This window comes from Labrys monachus, assembly GCF_030814655.1.
Taxonomy (GTDB): Bacteria; Pseudomonadota; Alphaproteobacteria; order Rhizobiales; family Labraceae; genus Labrys; species Labrys monacha.
Map to the genome: position 1 here is coordinate 4,891,612 of NZ_JAUSVK010000001.1, position 14,948 is coordinate 4,906,559.

Genomic DNA, 14,948 nt, shown 5'->3' on the forward strand with positions numbered 1-14,948 from the left:
CGGGAACGCCCCGAGGGGGGACTACCGCCCCTCCCGGGTCCAGAGCATGGCGAGGCTGCCGAGCAGCAGCGCGAGACCGATCAGGCCGGCGAAGATCGGGATGGTCGAGATGCCGCGTACGACGGAAGCCTCGCTGCGCTTGAGCCCGATCCAGTCGTCGCCGCCATAGGAGGCGGCGTCATCGATCGCGCGCACCACCGGAATCGACAGTCCCGTTCCCGAGGCGAGGCGCCGCACCGTTCCGCCGGTCTGCGCCGCCAGCCCCTTCAGCCTGGCATCGGTCGAAATCAGGTCACGGAACTCGCGGGGATTGGCGGGGCCGACATTGGCGATGGCCTGCAGCGTGCCGTCGCCGGCATGCCACAGCCCCATCGCGCCGGTAGCATAGGTCCCGGTCCACAGGCCCGGCTTTTCCTGCTTCAGGACGAGACGCGCCTTCTCGCCGTTCGGCCCGGTCAGCTCGACGGGCTGCGCCTTGTCGGCCATGGTCTGGCGTTCGATGGTCAGGTCCCGGCCCTGCGCATGCGCCCGCAGCGCCTCCTCGTCGAGGTCGGGCTCCTTCATCAGCCAATGCGACAGGCGGCGCAGCAGGTCGACATGCGGCCCCCCGCCTTCATAGCCGCGGGCCCAGAGCCAGGCATGGTCGGACAGCAGCAGCGCCACGCGGCCCTTGTCCTGATGCGCCAGCACCAGCAGCGGCGCGCCATGGGCGCCCGACATCACGGCGGTGCCGCCGCGAAGCGTCGTCTCCACGGTGGTGAACCACTCGCCCCAGGCCGGCGGGTTGCTGTTGCCGCCGGGCAGGTCGCGCGTCACCGGATGGCGCCGCCCGAGATCGGTGATCTGCGGCCGGAAAGGCTGGTAGATCACGTTGCCGGTGGGCGCCGCCGGCAGGATGTCGGCGAGCCCGGTTCCCCACAGGCTGTTGTCGGAGGCATAGTCGGCGCCGGACGCCAGCAGGATGGCGCCGCCATTGCGCACGAACTCGGTCATGTTGTCGAAATAGGCCGGCGGCAGCAGGCCCTCCTGCGCATAGCGGTCGAAGATGATCAGGTCGAAGCCGTTGATCTCCTCGTCGAACAGGCGGTGGGTCGGAAACTGGATCAGCGACAATTCATTGATCGGCGTGCCGTCCCCCTTCTGCGGCGGCCGCAGGATGGTGAAATGCACGAGGTCGACATTGGCGTCCGCCTTCAGGAGGTTGCGCCATGTGCGCTCCCCGGCGTTCGGCTCGCCGGAGATGAGCAGCACGCGCATCTTCTCGCGAATGCCCTCGACCTGCAGCACGGCCCGGTTGTTGACCTGCGACAGCTCCCCCGGCACGGCTTCGGCATCGAGCTCGACGATGTTGACGCCCGGATGGTCGATCGGCACGTCGATGGAGGAAAGCTGGCCGACCGGCACCTCCGTGCGCGCGATCTCCTCCCCGTCCCGCCGCAGGACGACGGTCGAGGTCGACGGCATGCCGGGACCGTGGTCGATGACGCGGAAGCGGATAGTGGTGGCGTGCTTGACGAGCCCGAAGCGCGGCGCCTCGACGAGGTCGATCTGGCGGTCCCTTTCGTCCGGCCGGCCGGTGATGAGGGCGTGGACCGGCGCCTTGAAGCCGAGTTCGGCGGCCTTGGCTGGCACGTCGTGGACGATGCCGTCGGTGAGCAGGATCGCGCCGCCCACCCGGTCCGGCGGAACGTCGGACAGGGCGCTGGAGAGGGCTCCGAAGAGTTGCGTGCCGTCGGCACCGGAGCTGTCGGCGCCCGCCTCGACCACGCGGAGCTCGGTATTGCCGAGGGCCTTGATCTGCCGGGCGAGCGCATCGCGGGCGGCGTCCGTCTGCTGCGTGCGGTCGGCCAGCCCCTGCGAAGCCGAACGGTCGACGATCAGGGCGACGACGCTCGGCAAGAAGCTTCGGTCCTCGCGCGACAGGACGGGTCCGAACAGGGCAAGGACGAAAAGCCCGAGCGCCAGGACCCGCAGCCAGGCGCCGCGGACGCGTCCGAGCACGCCGGCCAGAGCGACCGCCGCGGCGAGAACGGTGGCGGCGGCCAGCGCGGCCCAGGGCAGCAGAGGCGCGAATTGCAGCGAGAAATCGGCCATCAGCGCCCCAGCCTTTCGAGCAGGTCCTGCACATGGACCTGGTCGGCCTTGTAGTTGCCCGTCAGCGCGTACATCACCATGTTGACGCCCGCCCGATAGGCGAGTTCCCTCTGGCGCTCGCTGCCGGAAGAGACCGGAAAGATCGGATTCATGTCGGGACCGACCGCCCAGGCGCCGGCGAGGTCGTTCGAGGTGATGATGATCGGCGACACGCCGTCCCCGCCGAGCACCAGCCTGTCGCTATCCTCCGGCGTCTGCGGCGTGGCCTGCACCCAGGTTTCGCCGTTGTCGTAGCGGCCCGGGAATTTGTCCAGGAGGTAGAACGTCTTGGTCAGGACGTGCTTGGGCGGCACCGGCTCCAGTTCGGGAATGTCGAGGCTCGACAAAAGCCGCTTGAGGGCTTCGCCGGCAGGCGTCGTGCTCTGTCCGGCGTCCTGCTGCACCGCGTCGCGCGTGTCGAAGATGATGGTGCCGCCGGACTTCATGAAGGCATCGATGCGGGCCATCGCCGCGGGTGGCGGGGGCGGAAGGTCGGGCACGACCGGCCAATAGATCAGGGCGTAGAAGGCGAGTTCGTCACGGGCGGGATCGAGCCCGACCGGCGCTCCCGGCTCCAGGGCGGTCCGTTCGGCGATATAGGCCGACAATCCCTTGAGCCCGGCGAGGCTGACATCGTCGGTTTCCTTGTCGCCGGTGACGATATAGGCGAGATGGGTCTTCAGGGCCGAGTCGAACGGCCGTGCCTGGGCTTCGGCCCGGTGGGGAGCGGCGAAGGCCAGCACCAGCGCGAGCGCGGCCGCGGTGCCAGCCCCTGCGGCCCCGCCGCCCGGCCGGCGCAGCCTCGCCCAGCCGCCGGCCATGGCGAACACGGCGAGCGCATCGATCATCAGCAGCGCGAGGGCGAGGACGAGCAGCATCGGACCGATCACGATGGGGCTCGTCCGGGCATAGGGCTGCAACTGCGCCCCGACGCCCGCCAGATCGAGCGGCTTCAGCGTGGCGTTGGGGGCCAGGGCATTGACGGCGATCAGCCCGTCGGGCGGGCCGTAGAAGCCGGGAGGATGGTCCGGCCGGCCGGTACCGGGGCGGTCGGCGCGGACGGGCTGCGCCGTGGCCGGCGGGCTCGAAAAGGCGCCGAAGCCATCGAGGGTGCGGCTCGGCGCGACAAAGACCGGCGACGCCTCGCCGGTCGCCTGCGCCTGCCCCTCGGCGCCCGGCCCGTCGCTGCCGGCCGGCGGCGCCGCATTGGCGAGGCCGACGATCCGGCGCAGCATCTCGACGAAGGTGCCGGACAGCGCGAGGTTGGACCAGGTGGTATCGGCCGTGACGTGGAACAGCACGATCATGCCCTTGCCGCGCTTTTCGGCCGTCACCAGCGGGGTTCCGTCGGCGAGGGTCGCCCAGGTCTTGCCGGGAAGATCGATGTCGGGCTCCGCCAGCAATTGGCGGGTGACGCTCACGTCGTCGGGCACAGCAAGGCCCGCAAAGGGACTGTTCTCGGCGAAGCTGCCGAGCTTCTGCGGCTTCTCCCAGGACAGGGCCCCGCCCAGGGTGCGCTCCCCGTCCCGCAGCTTGACCGGCAGCAGCCTGTCGTCGGCGGCCGCGAGGCGCGATCCGGCGAAGCGGACGAGAATGCCGCCCCCCTCGATCCAGCCCGCCAGCTTGTCCTCGGCCTCGCCGAGATTGCCGACATCGGCGAGGATCAGCATGGGCAGCTTCTGGTCGAGGAAGCGGTCGATCGCCTCGCCGGGCGAGGTTCCCTCGGCGAGCCTGACATCGGCGAAGGGCTGGAGGGCGCGCGAGAGGAAATAATTCATCGACAGCAGCGGCTGGCTGACATCCTTGTCCTGCCCCGAAACCACGCCGACGACGCGTCGGCGCCAGTTGCGGTCGAGCAACTGCACGGCGCCCGCCGAGCTCTCGCCGACGATCTCCAGCCGTGCGATGTCGTTGCGCAGGTCGACGGGCAGGTCGAAATGGGCCGAGGTCTCGCCCTTGCCGGCGGCGAAGGCGAAGGCCGCATGGCCGATCGGCAGGCCCCTCAGGTCGAGGGCACGGACGGTGCCGGCCGCCGGCCCGCCGTCACCGGCCCTGAGCACGCGGACATCGATGCCGTCGGGGGCGTTGTTCGCTCCGGCCAGGGCCAGCGCGCTATGCGCCGGATCCCGATAGATCGCCACCGGCCGCTCCCGGGCGGCGGCGGCGGCGAGCAAGGCGAGGAAGGGGCCGTCTCCCGGCCCCGCGAGCCCGTCCGAAAACCAGGCGATCTCGGCGCCGGGTTCGGCCTTGAGGAAAGCGGCGACGGCGCCGGCGAAGGCGCCCCTGTCGGCCTGCCAGGGCTCGGGCTGGAGCGCGGAGACGCGCTCGCGCAGCGCCTCGGGGCGGCTGAGCGACAGGTCGGCCACGGGATCGGCCAGCGCCGCCAGCGCCACCGGCCGGCCCGCCTGCGCCGCATTGTCGAGGGCGGCGGCGAGGATGTCCTTGCGCAGCGACCATTGCGGCCCGGCCGCCCAGCCATTGTCGACGAGCAGCAGCAGCGGACCGCCGCGCTGGGCCGCCTCACCCGACGGACGCAGGACCGGGCCCGCCAGCATGCCGATCACCGCGGCGGCGAGCAGGAGGCGCAGCAGCACCAGCCACCAGGGCGCGCGCGCCGCCGTGCGGCGGCGGGGCGCGAGGTCGAGCAGCAGCCGCAGCGGCGGAAAATCGAATCGCTGCGGACGCGGCGGGATGAGGCGCAGCAGGAGCCAGAGCAGCGGCAGCGCCGCGAGCGCCGCCAGCATCCAGGGTGCGGTGAAGGCCAGCGATGCGATCATGCGCGTGCATCCTGGCGGAGAAGGGGATGCAAAGCGAGGATCGCCTGCGAGGCCGGCCTGTCGGTCCGGTGCAGCGTGACGCTCCAGCCATGGCGGCGCGCGGCGTCCCGCACCGCCTCGCGATGGCCGGCGAGCCGGCTCTCATAGGCCGCCTTCAGGTCCTGGGCGCGGCCCGCCAGGAATTTCGTGCCGTTCTCGGGATCGATGAGTTCGGCGCGGCCGGCGAAGGGAAAGGTTTCCTCGACGGGATCGGCGATCATCAGGAGGTGGCCGCGCGCGTGCCGGCTGGACACGGCGGCGAGCGTCGCCGCCAGTTCGCCGGGATCGCCGAGGAAATCGCCGATCAGCACCGCTTCGCTGCGCGGCGACAGGGCCTGACGCTCCGGCAGGCCGGTGGCAGCCGGCTCGCTCGCCAGCAGAGCGAGCGCGAGCTTCTCGACGATCGCCCGCTGCGCGGACGGGCGGACCAGGCCGATCAGGCCCACCCGTTCGCCGCCGCGCACCAGCAGCTCCGCCAGGGCGAAGCACAGGACGAGCGCGCGCTCGATCTTCGAGGCCTGCGCGAGGCTGGAGACGAGCGCCATGGAGGGCGAGCGGTCCACCCACAGCCACAGCGTGTGCGCCGCATCCCATTCATGCTCCCGCACATAGAGGCTGTCGCCCCGGGCGGAGCGGCGCCAGTCGACGCTGTCAGCCGCTTCGCCGGAGACGAAATGGCGGAACTGCCAGAAATTCTCCCCCTGCCCGGCGCGCCGCCGCCCGTGCAGGCCATGCATGGCGGTGCTGGCGACCTGCCTGGCCTCCAGCGCGAGCCGCGGCATGGCCTGTGCGAGGTCCAGCGCCGCCTGCTGGAGGCGGGCGGAGCCCGCCGCCCCGTTCGCCACCAGCCGCGTCGAGACGGCCCCGGTGCCCGTCGCCATCGTCAACCCAGCTTGCGCGCGAGGCGCCCGATCAGGTCCTCGATCGTCTCGCCGTCGGCCCGCGCGGAGAAGCTCAGGGCCATGCGGTGTTTCAGCACCGGTTCGGCGAGCGCGGCGACGTCGTCGATGGACGGCGCGAAGCGGCCGTCGAGCAGCGCCCTCGCCCTTACCGCCAGCATCAGGGCCTGGCTGGCGCGCGGCCCCGGCCCCCAGGCGATCTTGCCAGCAAGTTCCGCCCGCTCGCCGGGCCGCGCCGAGCGGACGAGATCGAGGATGGCTTCGACGACCGATTCGCCGACCGGCAGCCGGCGCACCAGCCGCTGGGCGCCGAGCAGCTCGTCGACCGTCATCGCCGGCTTCGCCGGCGCCTCGTCGATGCCGGTGGTGAAGAGGAGGATGCGCCGCTCGTCCTCCCGATCGGGATAGGGGACGTCGATCTGCATCAGGAAGCGGTCGAGCTGCGCCTCGGGAAGCGGATAGGTCCCCTCCTGCTCGAGGGGGTTCTGCGTCGCCAGCACGTGGAACGGCTTGGGCAGGTCCTGCCGCTCGCCGGCGATGGTGACGTGATATTCCTGCATCGCCTGCAACAGCGCCGACTGGGTGCGCGGCGAGGCGCGGTTGATCTCGTCGGCCATCAGCAATTGCGCGAAGACCGGGCCGCGCACGAAGCGGAAGGAGCGCTGGCCGGTGCCGGTCTCTTCCAGCACTTCGGTGCCGAGAATGTCGGAGGGCATCAGATCGGGAGTGAACTGCACGCGCTTGGCGTCGAGGCCCAGCACGATGCCCAGCGTCTCGACCAGCTTGGTCTTGGCGAGCCCGGGAACCCCGACCAGAAGGCCGTGGCCGCCGGACAAAAGGGTGATCAGCGCACTGTCGACCACGGCGTTCTGGCCGAAAATGACCGAATGGACGGCTTCCCTCGCCTTCCCAATCAATTCTACCGTGTGTTCCGCCGATCGGATGACGGCCTCTTCGAGATTGGTCGCAGTTTCGGCGGTCATCATGCCTCGCTCATAGGCGGTTCCCCCAAGCGGGAACCAGCGCGGTTATCTTGCATGACAGGATATTAGAGACCAACTAAGGCAGGAGCGAGAGATTCCGTGCCGATTTCGCGCCCGCCTCCTTGCCGGCGGAACAATTGCCCGTGTGGTGCAGCGGCAGGGAACAGCAACGGAGCAAAGGCGAGCGATGGCCGCAAGCGACCTGGCCGGTCTGACGAAGGGTGCCAAGCAGGCGGGAATGCGGCCGGTTCACCTGTGGAATCCGCCCTTTTGCGGCGATATCGACATGCGCATCGCCGCCGACGGGTCGTGGCACTACATGAAGAGCCCCATCGGCCGCGTCGAGCTCGTCAAGCTGTTCGCCTCCATCCTGCGGCGGGACGAGGATCGCTACGTGCTGGTCACGCCGGTGGAACGGGTCGGCATCCAGGTCGACGACGCGCCTTTCGTCGCCGTCGAAATGCGCGTCGAGGGCGAGGACGGCGCGCGTTCGCTCTCCTTCCGCACCAATGTCGACGACTGGACCACGGCCGGGCCCGATCATCCCATGCGTTTCGAGACCGGCGCCTCGGACGGGCTGAAGCCCTATGTCCATGTGCGGGCGGGATTGTGGGCCCGCCTCAGCCGCGCCCTGTTCTACGACCTTGCCGATCTCGGCGAGGTCCGCGCCGTCGGCGGCATCGACATGTTCGGGGTCGCCTCCGGCGGATGCTTCTTCGCGATGGCGCCCGCCGCCGAGATCGGGGCCCTGTCGTAGCCGATGTACTCGCCTGCCCCCACCGCCTCGCCCCATCCCGAGCTGACGGCCTTTCTCGAACGGGCCGCCTCGCGGCTCGCCGCCGCCCCGCCGGACGACCTTCACGACCTCGACCAGGTGCCGCAGCACGGCGACCACCGGCTTTCGCCCGGCCTCCTGCAGGAGCGTTCGGGCGCACCCGCCAAGCCGGCCGCCGTGCTGATCGCCATCGTCGATCGCGCGGAAGGCCCGACCGTGCTGTTCACGCAGCGATCGAGCGCGCTGCGCAACCATTCCGGGCAGATCTCCTTTCCGGGCGGACGGATCGATCCCGCCGATACCGGGCCGCTCGACGCAGCCTTGCGCGAAGCGGAGGAGGAAATCGGCCTGGCGCGCCATCTCGTGCAGCCGATCGGCTATCTCGACCTCTATCTCAGCAATTCCGGCTACCGCATCGCGCCCGTAGTGGCGCTCGCCGACGCATCGATGAAACTGCACCTCAATCCGGCGGAAGTGTCGGGCATCTTCGAATGTCCGCTGTCCTTCCTGATGGACCAGGCCAATCACGTGGCGGAAAGCCGGGAATGGCGCGGCGCCATGCGACGCTATTACGCCATGCCCTGGCAGGGCTATTATATCTGGGGCGTCACGGCCGGGATCGTGCGCGTTCTCTACGAGACGGTGTATGGCTAGGCCGGTCCGCCTACCGGGCCGTGGCTGCCTGCGGTCCTTTCCGGTGGGATGGGCGAGGCCTGCCGCTTCTGGAAGCACGGGTTTCGACTTGAGCATTTTCCAGAAAGGCCGGTCGACTTTTCGATCAAGAAAATGTGTTGAGACAATAGGTTAGAGAAAAATTTCCGATTCGATGGAAGCGCGGTTTTCTCTAAGATGGCACGGCGCCCGTTCATGGATCCGGGCGCTTCCTGGTCTCGTCTACCGATCCGGCCTCCCTCTGTGGCGAAAAACCATGCTGCGCCCGTTCTTCTACGAGTTCGTGCTGTTTCTCCTGCCCTTCCTCGCCTATGCGCTCTATCTGCACGCGCGGAGGCGCAACGGCTTCAGCCTGCAGGGCTGGGAGAGGGCGCCCCTGCTCGGCCTGCTCGCCCTCGGCGTCGTCTGCGTGGGCGTCGGGCTCGCGCTCTTCGCCCATTTCGGCGGCGTGCCGGCCGGCAGCGCCTATGTCCCCGCCCATATGGAAAACGGCAAGCTGGTCCAGCCCGAATGAACATGCGGTTTGCCTGGCTGCGGATGCCGGCGCTGGCGGCGCTGCTCGCAAGGTTGGACGATGACGGCGAGGAGGCGCGCGTCGTCGGCGGCGCCGTGCGCAATGCGCTGCTGGACGAGGACGTCCACGAGTGGGACATCGCCACCACGGCCCTGCCGGAAACGGTGATGGCGCGCGCGCGCGCCGCCGGCTGGAAGGTGGTCCCCACCGGCATCGCCCACGGCACGGTGACGGTGGTGGTGGAAGGCCACCCCTTCGAGGTGACGACCCTGCGCGAGGACGTGGAGACCGACGGCCGCCATGCGGTGGTGCGCTTCGGCCGCGATTTCCGGGCCGATGCCTTCCGCCGGGATTTCACCATCAACGCGCTCTCGCTGTCGCGCGACGGCGTGCTGCATGATTATACGGGCGGCCTGGAGGACATCGCGGCGCGGCGCGTCCGCTTCATCGGCGACGCCGACCGGCGCATCGCCGAGGATTACCTGCGCATCCTGCGCCTGTTCCGCTTCCATGCCCGCTATGGCAGCGGCCCGATCGACCCGGAGGGCTTCACGGCCGCCATCCGGGCCCGCGACGGCCTGCGGAGGCTTTCGGCCGAGCGCATCCGGGCGGAGCTGCTGAAGCTGATGCCGGCGGCGCGCGCCGGCGACGTGCTGGCGGAAATCGACGGTGCCGGCTTCCTGCTGATCGTCCTCGGCGGCATCGCCCGGGTGCCTTCGTTCCGCCGCCTCGTCGGCCTCGAGGCCGCTTTCGGCATCCCTCCGGACCCGGTGCGCCGGCTCGCCGTCCTCTCGCTCTTCACCCGCGCCGACGCCGCCCGCCTCTCCGCGCTGCTGCGCCTGTCGAATGCGGAGGCGCGGCGCTTTGCCGGCATGGCGCTGCTGGTCGAGAGCCTGCGGCGGCCGCCCGACCCGGCGCGGGCGCGCGAATATCTCTACCGCCTGGGACGGGCCGATTTCGAGGACGGCGTGCTGGCCGCCTATGCCCATGCGCCGGACCAGGATTTCGGCCCCTGCCTGACGCTGGCGGCCAGCTGGACGATACCCAGGAATCCCTTCGGGGGCGGCGATGTCGCCGGTCTCGGCATCGAGGCCGGGCCACGCGTCGGCCGCATCCTCGCCTGCGCCGAGCGCCGGTGGATCGATCTCGGCTTTCCGTCGGACGGCGCCATCCGCCGGACCATCCTCGCCGAAGCCGCCGCCGTGACCGAATAGCATGCGCGGCGGATCGGCGGTCCGCGCCGCCCTCGCACGCCTCAGCCGCCGCGGGCCGTGCCCTCGACGCCGTCGAAGGCACCGTCGGCCAGTTCCCTGACGAGGAAGCGCATGGGATCCACCGGCCCGGGCAGGACGATCCGGCCGGGCGGGATGCGCTTGAAGCCGATGCGGCCGTAATAGGGCTCGTCGCCGACCAGCAGGACCAGGCGATGGCCCTTCCTGGCAGCGGCCGCCAGGCTGGCCTGCAGGAGGGCCATGCCGATGCCGCGGGAGCGGAAGGCGGGCTCCACGGTCAGCGGGCCGAGCAGAAGCGCCGGATGCTGGCCGATATGCATGGGCGTGAGCCGGACGGAGCCGACGATCATCGAACCGATGCGGGCGACGAAGGAAAGATCGGCACAGGCAGCCACACCCTCGCGCAGGCGAAAGGCGGTGCGGGCGAAGCGGCCCGGCCCGAAGGCGCGCTCGTGCAGTTTCTCGATGGCCGGGCCGTCTTCGGGCGTCTCGGCGGTCAGGTCGATGGCAATTTCAGGCATGGCTGCGTCCGGCAAGCGGTTGGAGCGCCTGTCGGCAAAGCCGTTCAGGCATACGGAAGGGCGCGGAGAAAGACCGCCTTTCGTCGTCGCAACTGGAAGCTCGCTGTCAGCATGACCGGGCGGGTACAGGAAAACGCCGGGCGGCACAACCGGATTTTGGAAGGTCTCTACCAGACGCCGTCGGCCGTGCGCCGACCGGCCACCTCGTCGAGGCGGCGGCGCGTCGCATCCGTCGTGTCTTCCGGAAGGGCGGCCAGCGGGAAGAAGCCGGCTTGCGCTATTTCCAGGTCCGGCAGCCGCGGGCGCTCCTGGGCGAAGCGGCGCACCACGAAGAAGGCGACGTGATCGCGCCGGCTGACGTCTCTGTTGTGATAGACGCCGAGCAGTGAGGCCGGCGCCTCGAGGCGCAGATGCCCTTCCTCCGCCAATTCGCGGGCGAGCGCCTGCTCGATCGTCTCCCCCGGCGAAACCCCGCCGCCGGGCAGGTACCAGCCCGGCACGTAAGTGTGCCTGACCAGGAAGACCCTGTCCTCCTCGTCGAGGACCGCGGCCCTCACCCCGAGCGTCATGCCGCGCGTGAAACGGGACAGCGCCATGACTAGGGGCATCGCGAATCGGCCGACGCGCTGGCCCTTCGTTACCGTGGACATTGACATCGTGAACCCGTCGATCGCTTCTCTTCCGTGGCTTGAGCGCCAAGAACGTTCACCGGCCGCAAATCCCGCCGAAGGGCCGGCCGACCGGGCCGTCGGCACCGAAGCGCCTGCGCCGCGATGAAGCCTAGTCCAACAACGGCCACGGAAGTCGTGCCCAGTCCGGCACGGCCTCCGCCACCTCTTCTTCGCCTTGCCGGCTGCCGTAAATTCGCAGCAAGACTATTCTTGCACTCGATACCGTCAATTCCCACAGGATTGTGGAGAAATAAAACAGGACGATATTTCAAAACTGCGGAAGAACAAAGCACTCTTTCGAAGTTGCAGCTTTTACGTCGAAAACACTTGAGGCCCGCCGGCCGCTGTGGCGCCGGCAGCCCTGCCGCGCTGGCGCCTATCGGCCGCGCGGCTCCGGTCATCGGCCGCCGGCAGCGTTTTGCGTTGACAGGCTCCCCTCCGAACCGCCACGCTGCGCCGACGCCCGCCACGAAATTTTGAATTGTCCTGAATGTTCACGCTTGCCCATTTTTCAGATCCGCACATCGGACCGCTGCCGCGTGCGAACATGCAGGAACTTGCCGGCAAGCGCATGCTGGGATGGCTGAATTGGAACCGCGGCCGCCGCGACGTCCATCGCATGGACGTGCTGGAGCAATTGCTTCGCGACCTGCACGCCCAGGCGCCCGATCACATCGCGCTGACCGGCGACGTCGTCAACCTGGCACTGCCCGGCGAATATCCCGCCGCGCGTGCCTTTCTCGAAAAGGTCGGGCCGCCCGACCGGGTATCGCTGGTTCCGGGCAATCACGACGCCTATACGAAGGGCGGCGCCCTGCGGCTGCTTTCGGCCTTCGATCCGTGGATGCGGGGCGACAATGCCGGGGCCCATCCGCTCGACGAGGAGGAGCGCTTTCCCTATGTCAGGCTGCGCGGCAGGGTCGCGCTGATCGGGCTGTCGAGCGCCATTCCGACCGGCCCCTTCATGGCCACCGGCAAGCTCGGGCCGCGGCAGGTTTCCCGCCTCGGCCCCATCCTGGAGCATCTCGGCCATGAGGGATATTGCCGCGTCGTCATGCTGCATCACCCGGTGCGCCGCCAGGACGCCGGCCCGACCGCCATGCTGATCGACGCCGACAGGCTCAGCGCCGTGCTGCGCAGCACCGGCGCCGAACTCATCCTGCACGGGCATATCCATTCGGGGCTCATCCATCGCGTCCGCGGGCCGAAGAGCATGATCCCGGTCGTGTGCACGCCGTCCGCTTCGGCCGCTCCGGAGCGCGCGCGCTGGCCGGCCTCCTATAATCTCTTCACGATCAGCCAGCGGCAGGATGAGTGGCGCATCAACCTCGCCGTGCGTGGCTTCGTCTCCGCCGGCCACCCTCCGAAAGAGCTGCGCACGCAGGAACTGCGGTAGGATATCCACCGAGGTTTCGAGCGGGAGCGGGAGCGGCGGGCGACGTTCGGGTGGAAGGGCGGCCACCGATCGCCCCCTACTCGGAAAGGCCGAGCGGGCGGGAAGGAAGAGGTCGATCGGGGATCGACCCTTGTCTCCGTCCGCCGCCCGATTACGGGCTCAGAGCAGCCCGCGCTTGGCGAGGTTGCGCATCAGGTGGCTGGCGCCATAGGTCCACGGCGCGGCCTCCGAACTGCGCACCATGCGGTTGGTCAGCGCGCCCAGGCCCGGCGAGGAAACCGTCACGATGTCGCCGATCTTGTGGGTGAACCCCTTGCCCGCCTCGTCGCGGTCGTCGACAGGCGCGAACATGGTGCCGAGATAAAGGACCGCGCCGTCGGGATATTGGTGGTTGGCGCCGATCATCTGCGACACCAGATCGCCGGGATCGCGGCTGATCTTGGCGATCGAGCTCGTATCGACCAGCCGGTAGCCCTCCGGGCCATGCACTTCGAGCGTGACCTCAGCGCGCCGGACATGGTCGAGGGAGAAGGTGGAATCGAACAGGCGCAGGAAGGGCCCCACGGCGGCCGACGCGTTGTTGTCCTTGGCCTTGGCGAGCAGCAGGGCCGAACGGCCTTCGAAGTCGCGCAGATTGACGTCGTTGCCGAGCGTCGCCCCGACGATCTTGCCGGTGGAGGAAACGGCGAGCACGACCTCCGGCTCCGGATTGTTCCAGGTCGAGCCCGGATGCAGCCCGGCGTCGGCGCCGGTGCCCACCGCCGCCATGGGCGGGGCCTTGGTGAAGATCTCGGCGTCGGGGCCGATGCCGACCTCGAGATATTGCGACCAGACACCCTGCCCGATCATGACTTCCTTGAGCCTGGCGGCCTCGGCCGAGCCCGGGCGCAGGCGCGCAAGGTCGTCGCCCACCAGCTTCACGATCTCGGCGCGAATGGCGGCCGCAGCGCTCGGATTGCCGCGCGCCCGCTCCTCGATCACGCGCTCGATCATCGAGACGACGAACGTCACGCCGGCGGCCTTGATCGACTGCAGATCGATCGGAGCCAGGAGCCAGGGTTTGCGCGGGTCCCGCCTGAGCAGGGGGGTGTTGCCGAGGATCTCGGCGATCGTCCCGATTTCGGTCGACGGCGCCGCCTTGGCGGCCTGCGCGGGATTGCGCGCTTCGCACAGATCGCGAACCGTCGCGAAACTCCCGGTGATGTCGTGCAGCGAATCGCCTTTGGCCACCACCACGGAAGGCCCGTCCTGTTCGGGGACCCAGACCCGACCGATCAACGTGCCGGCCACGCCGTCAGCAGGCAGAGTCGATTCCGGCGTGAGAGAAATAGGCATCGTGATCCTCGTCGTTAATAATCAATGTCATTGAATGATAGCTCTTCAGACTCTCCTGGCCATACCGCCGCAACGGCAGCCAGGCAAGTTCTGCACAGTTCTAATGCGGAAAACGTGAACTCCGCCCCTTTCTGTCACTAGGCAAAATGATAAAAAAATCGACGGCCCGGCTCGGCATTGTTGCGGACGGATATCGAATATCCCGATAAACTCTGCGTATACGAGCCATAGGAAAAATTGATGAAGGTAATATTGTATCGGAGCTTTCAGCATTGTGCGGCCTTCCAGGGAAATATCTGCCGGCTCCCATTCCCGAGCCCCGGATTCAGTCCCGCGAGACGGCAAAAAAGCAATTCCTATATTGCAAAGAAGGCGCGGTAGTCTTCCGCGGTATCCAGGCTCGAATCGTAGACGGGATTGCGGGTGGCGAACACCGCGATCCGCTCCGGATGGCGCTGGGCGACGTCGGCGGCGGACAGATCGACGGCGGCGACGTCGAAGTCCGGCGGCACGATCACGGGATAGCCGCGCTGTGCGCCGCGCATCGGCACCAGCGCCCGGCGCCGGTCGCCCGCCCGATAGGCCTGGATCAGGCCGTCGATCTCGCGTTCGGTCAGGCGCGGCTGGTCGCCCACGCAAAGCAGGACGCCCTCGCAGTCCCTCCAGCCGGGAAGGACCGCCGCGCGGGCGAAGGCGGCCACGATCGCCGCCTGCGGTCCCAGGGCCGGGTCGGTCCTCACCAGATCGACGGGCAGGCGAGCCAGCGCCTCGGCGATGCGCTCGCTCTGGTAGCCGGTCACGACGATCACTTGCTCCACCACGCCGCGAACGGTCTCGACGACGTGGCGGATCATCGGGCGTGCCGAGATCTCCATGAGAAGCTTGTTGCGGCCCATGCGGCGCGCTTCGCCGCCGGCCAGAACCACCGCCACATAGTTTGCCAAAGGCAATTCATCGTCCGACATGGCGCAACGTCCGCTGAATGGGCGACGGGGCTCGGC

General features: G+C 69.0%; 13 protein-coding genes. 5 read left to right on the forward strand and 8 right to left on the reverse strand.

Features of this window, described 5'->3' with window-relative positions:
- Positions 1-21 precede the first annotated feature (21 nt).
- From J3R73_RS22385 to J3R73_RS22400, 4 genes are read right to left on the reverse strand one after another with little or no spacing between them, the layout of a single operon-like run.
- Positions 22-2,094 carry a hypothetical protein gene (locus J3R73_RS22385; protein ID WP_307432241.1) on the reverse strand — a complete coding sequence of 691 codons (2,073 nt, stop codon included), beginning with the start codon at positions 2,092-2,094 and terminating at the stop codon, positions 22-24.
- Complete coding sequence (locus J3R73_RS22390) at positions 2,094-4,910, reverse strand: DUF4159 domain-containing protein (RefSeq protein ID WP_307432243.1); 2,817 nt, start codon at positions 4,908-4,910, stop codon at positions 2,094-2,096. Before J3R73_RS22390 ends, J3R73_RS22385 begins: the two co-directional genes overlap by 1 nt.
- Entirely contained in the window at positions 4,907-5,830 is a 924-nt protein-coding gene (locus J3R73_RS22395; RefSeq protein ID WP_307432246.1) for a DUF58 domain-containing protein, read from the reverse strand. Before J3R73_RS22395 ends, J3R73_RS22390 begins: the two co-directional genes overlap by 4 nt.
- A 2-nt stretch (positions 5,831-5,832) precedes the next feature.
- Positions 5,833-6,834: an AAA family ATPase gene (locus tag J3R73_RS22400; protein WP_307432249.1), complete on the reverse strand. Its 1,002-nt coding sequence runs from the start codon at positions 6,832-6,834 to the stop codon at positions 5,833-5,835.
- Between the two features lie 184 nt (positions 6,835-7,018).
- On the opposite strand from J3R73_RS22400, the gene J3R73_RS22405 reads away from it, so the two are divergent.
- The 4 genes from J3R73_RS22405 (at position 7,019) to J3R73_RS22420 (ending at position 10,006) form a co-directional block, all read left to right on the forward strand.
- Positions 7,019-7,588 carry a DUF1285 domain-containing protein gene (locus tag J3R73_RS22405; RefSeq protein ID WP_307432252.1) on the forward strand — a complete coding sequence of 190 codons (570 nt, stop codon included), beginning with the start codon at positions 7,019-7,021 and terminating at the stop codon, positions 7,586-7,588.
- A 3-nt stretch (positions 7,589-7,591) separates the two neighbouring features.
- Positions 7,592-8,260 carry a CoA pyrophosphatase gene (locus J3R73_RS22410; RefSeq protein WP_307432255.1) on the forward strand — a complete coding sequence of 223 codons (669 nt, stop codon included), beginning with the start codon at positions 7,592-7,594 and terminating at the stop codon, positions 8,258-8,260.
- A 274-nt stretch (positions 8,261-8,534) separates the two neighbouring features.
- A complete protein-coding gene (locus J3R73_RS22415) occupies positions 8,535-8,792 on the forward strand; it encodes a DUF6111 family protein (protein ID WP_307432258.1) in 258 nt (85 codons plus the stop codon).
- A gap of 2 nt (positions 8,793-8,794) precedes the next feature.
- Complete coding sequence (locus tag J3R73_RS22420; protein ID WP_307432261.1) at positions 8,795-10,006, forward strand: CCA tRNA nucleotidyltransferase; 1,212 nt, start codon at positions 8,795-8,797, stop codon at positions 10,004-10,006.
- A gap of 41 nt (positions 10,007-10,047) precedes the next feature.
- Here the strand turns inward: J3R73_RS22420 and J3R73_RS22425 are convergent, their stop codons facing one another.
- Together J3R73_RS22425 and J3R73_RS22430 are read right to left on the reverse strand one after the other, a co-directional pair.
- A complete protein-coding gene (locus J3R73_RS22425; protein ID WP_307432264.1) occupies positions 10,048-10,545 on the reverse strand; it encodes a GNAT family N-acetyltransferase in 498 nt (165 codons plus the stop codon).
- A gap of 167 nt (positions 10,546-10,712) precedes the next feature.
- A complete protein-coding gene (locus J3R73_RS22430; protein ID WP_307437621.1) occupies positions 10,713-11,153 on the reverse strand; it encodes an NUDIX domain-containing protein in 441 nt (146 codons plus the stop codon).
- Between the two features lie 553 nt (positions 11,154-11,706).
- On the opposite strand from J3R73_RS22430, the gene J3R73_RS22435 reads away from it, so the two are divergent.
- Positions 11,707-12,612 carry a metallophosphoesterase family protein gene (locus J3R73_RS22435; protein ID WP_307432267.1) on the forward strand — a complete coding sequence of 302 codons (906 nt, stop codon included), beginning with the start codon at positions 11,707-11,709 and terminating at the stop codon, positions 12,610-12,612.
- Positions 12,613-12,771: 159 nt separating this feature from the next.
- Here the strand turns inward: J3R73_RS22435 and J3R73_RS22440 are convergent, their stop codons facing one another.
- On the reverse strand, positions 12,772-13,947 hold the full coding sequence (locus J3R73_RS22440; RefSeq protein ID WP_307432271.1) for a fumarylacetoacetate hydrolase family protein: 1,176 nt from the start codon (positions 13,945-13,947) through the stop codon (positions 12,772-12,774).
- Positions 13,948-14,303: 356 nt separating this feature from the next.
- Positions 14,304-14,912, reverse strand: a complete 609-nt coding sequence (locus J3R73_RS22445; protein ID WP_307432274.1) for a nucleotidyltransferase family protein — start codon at positions 14,910-14,912, stop codon at positions 14,304-14,306.
- Positions 14,913-14,948 lie beyond the last annotated feature (36 nt).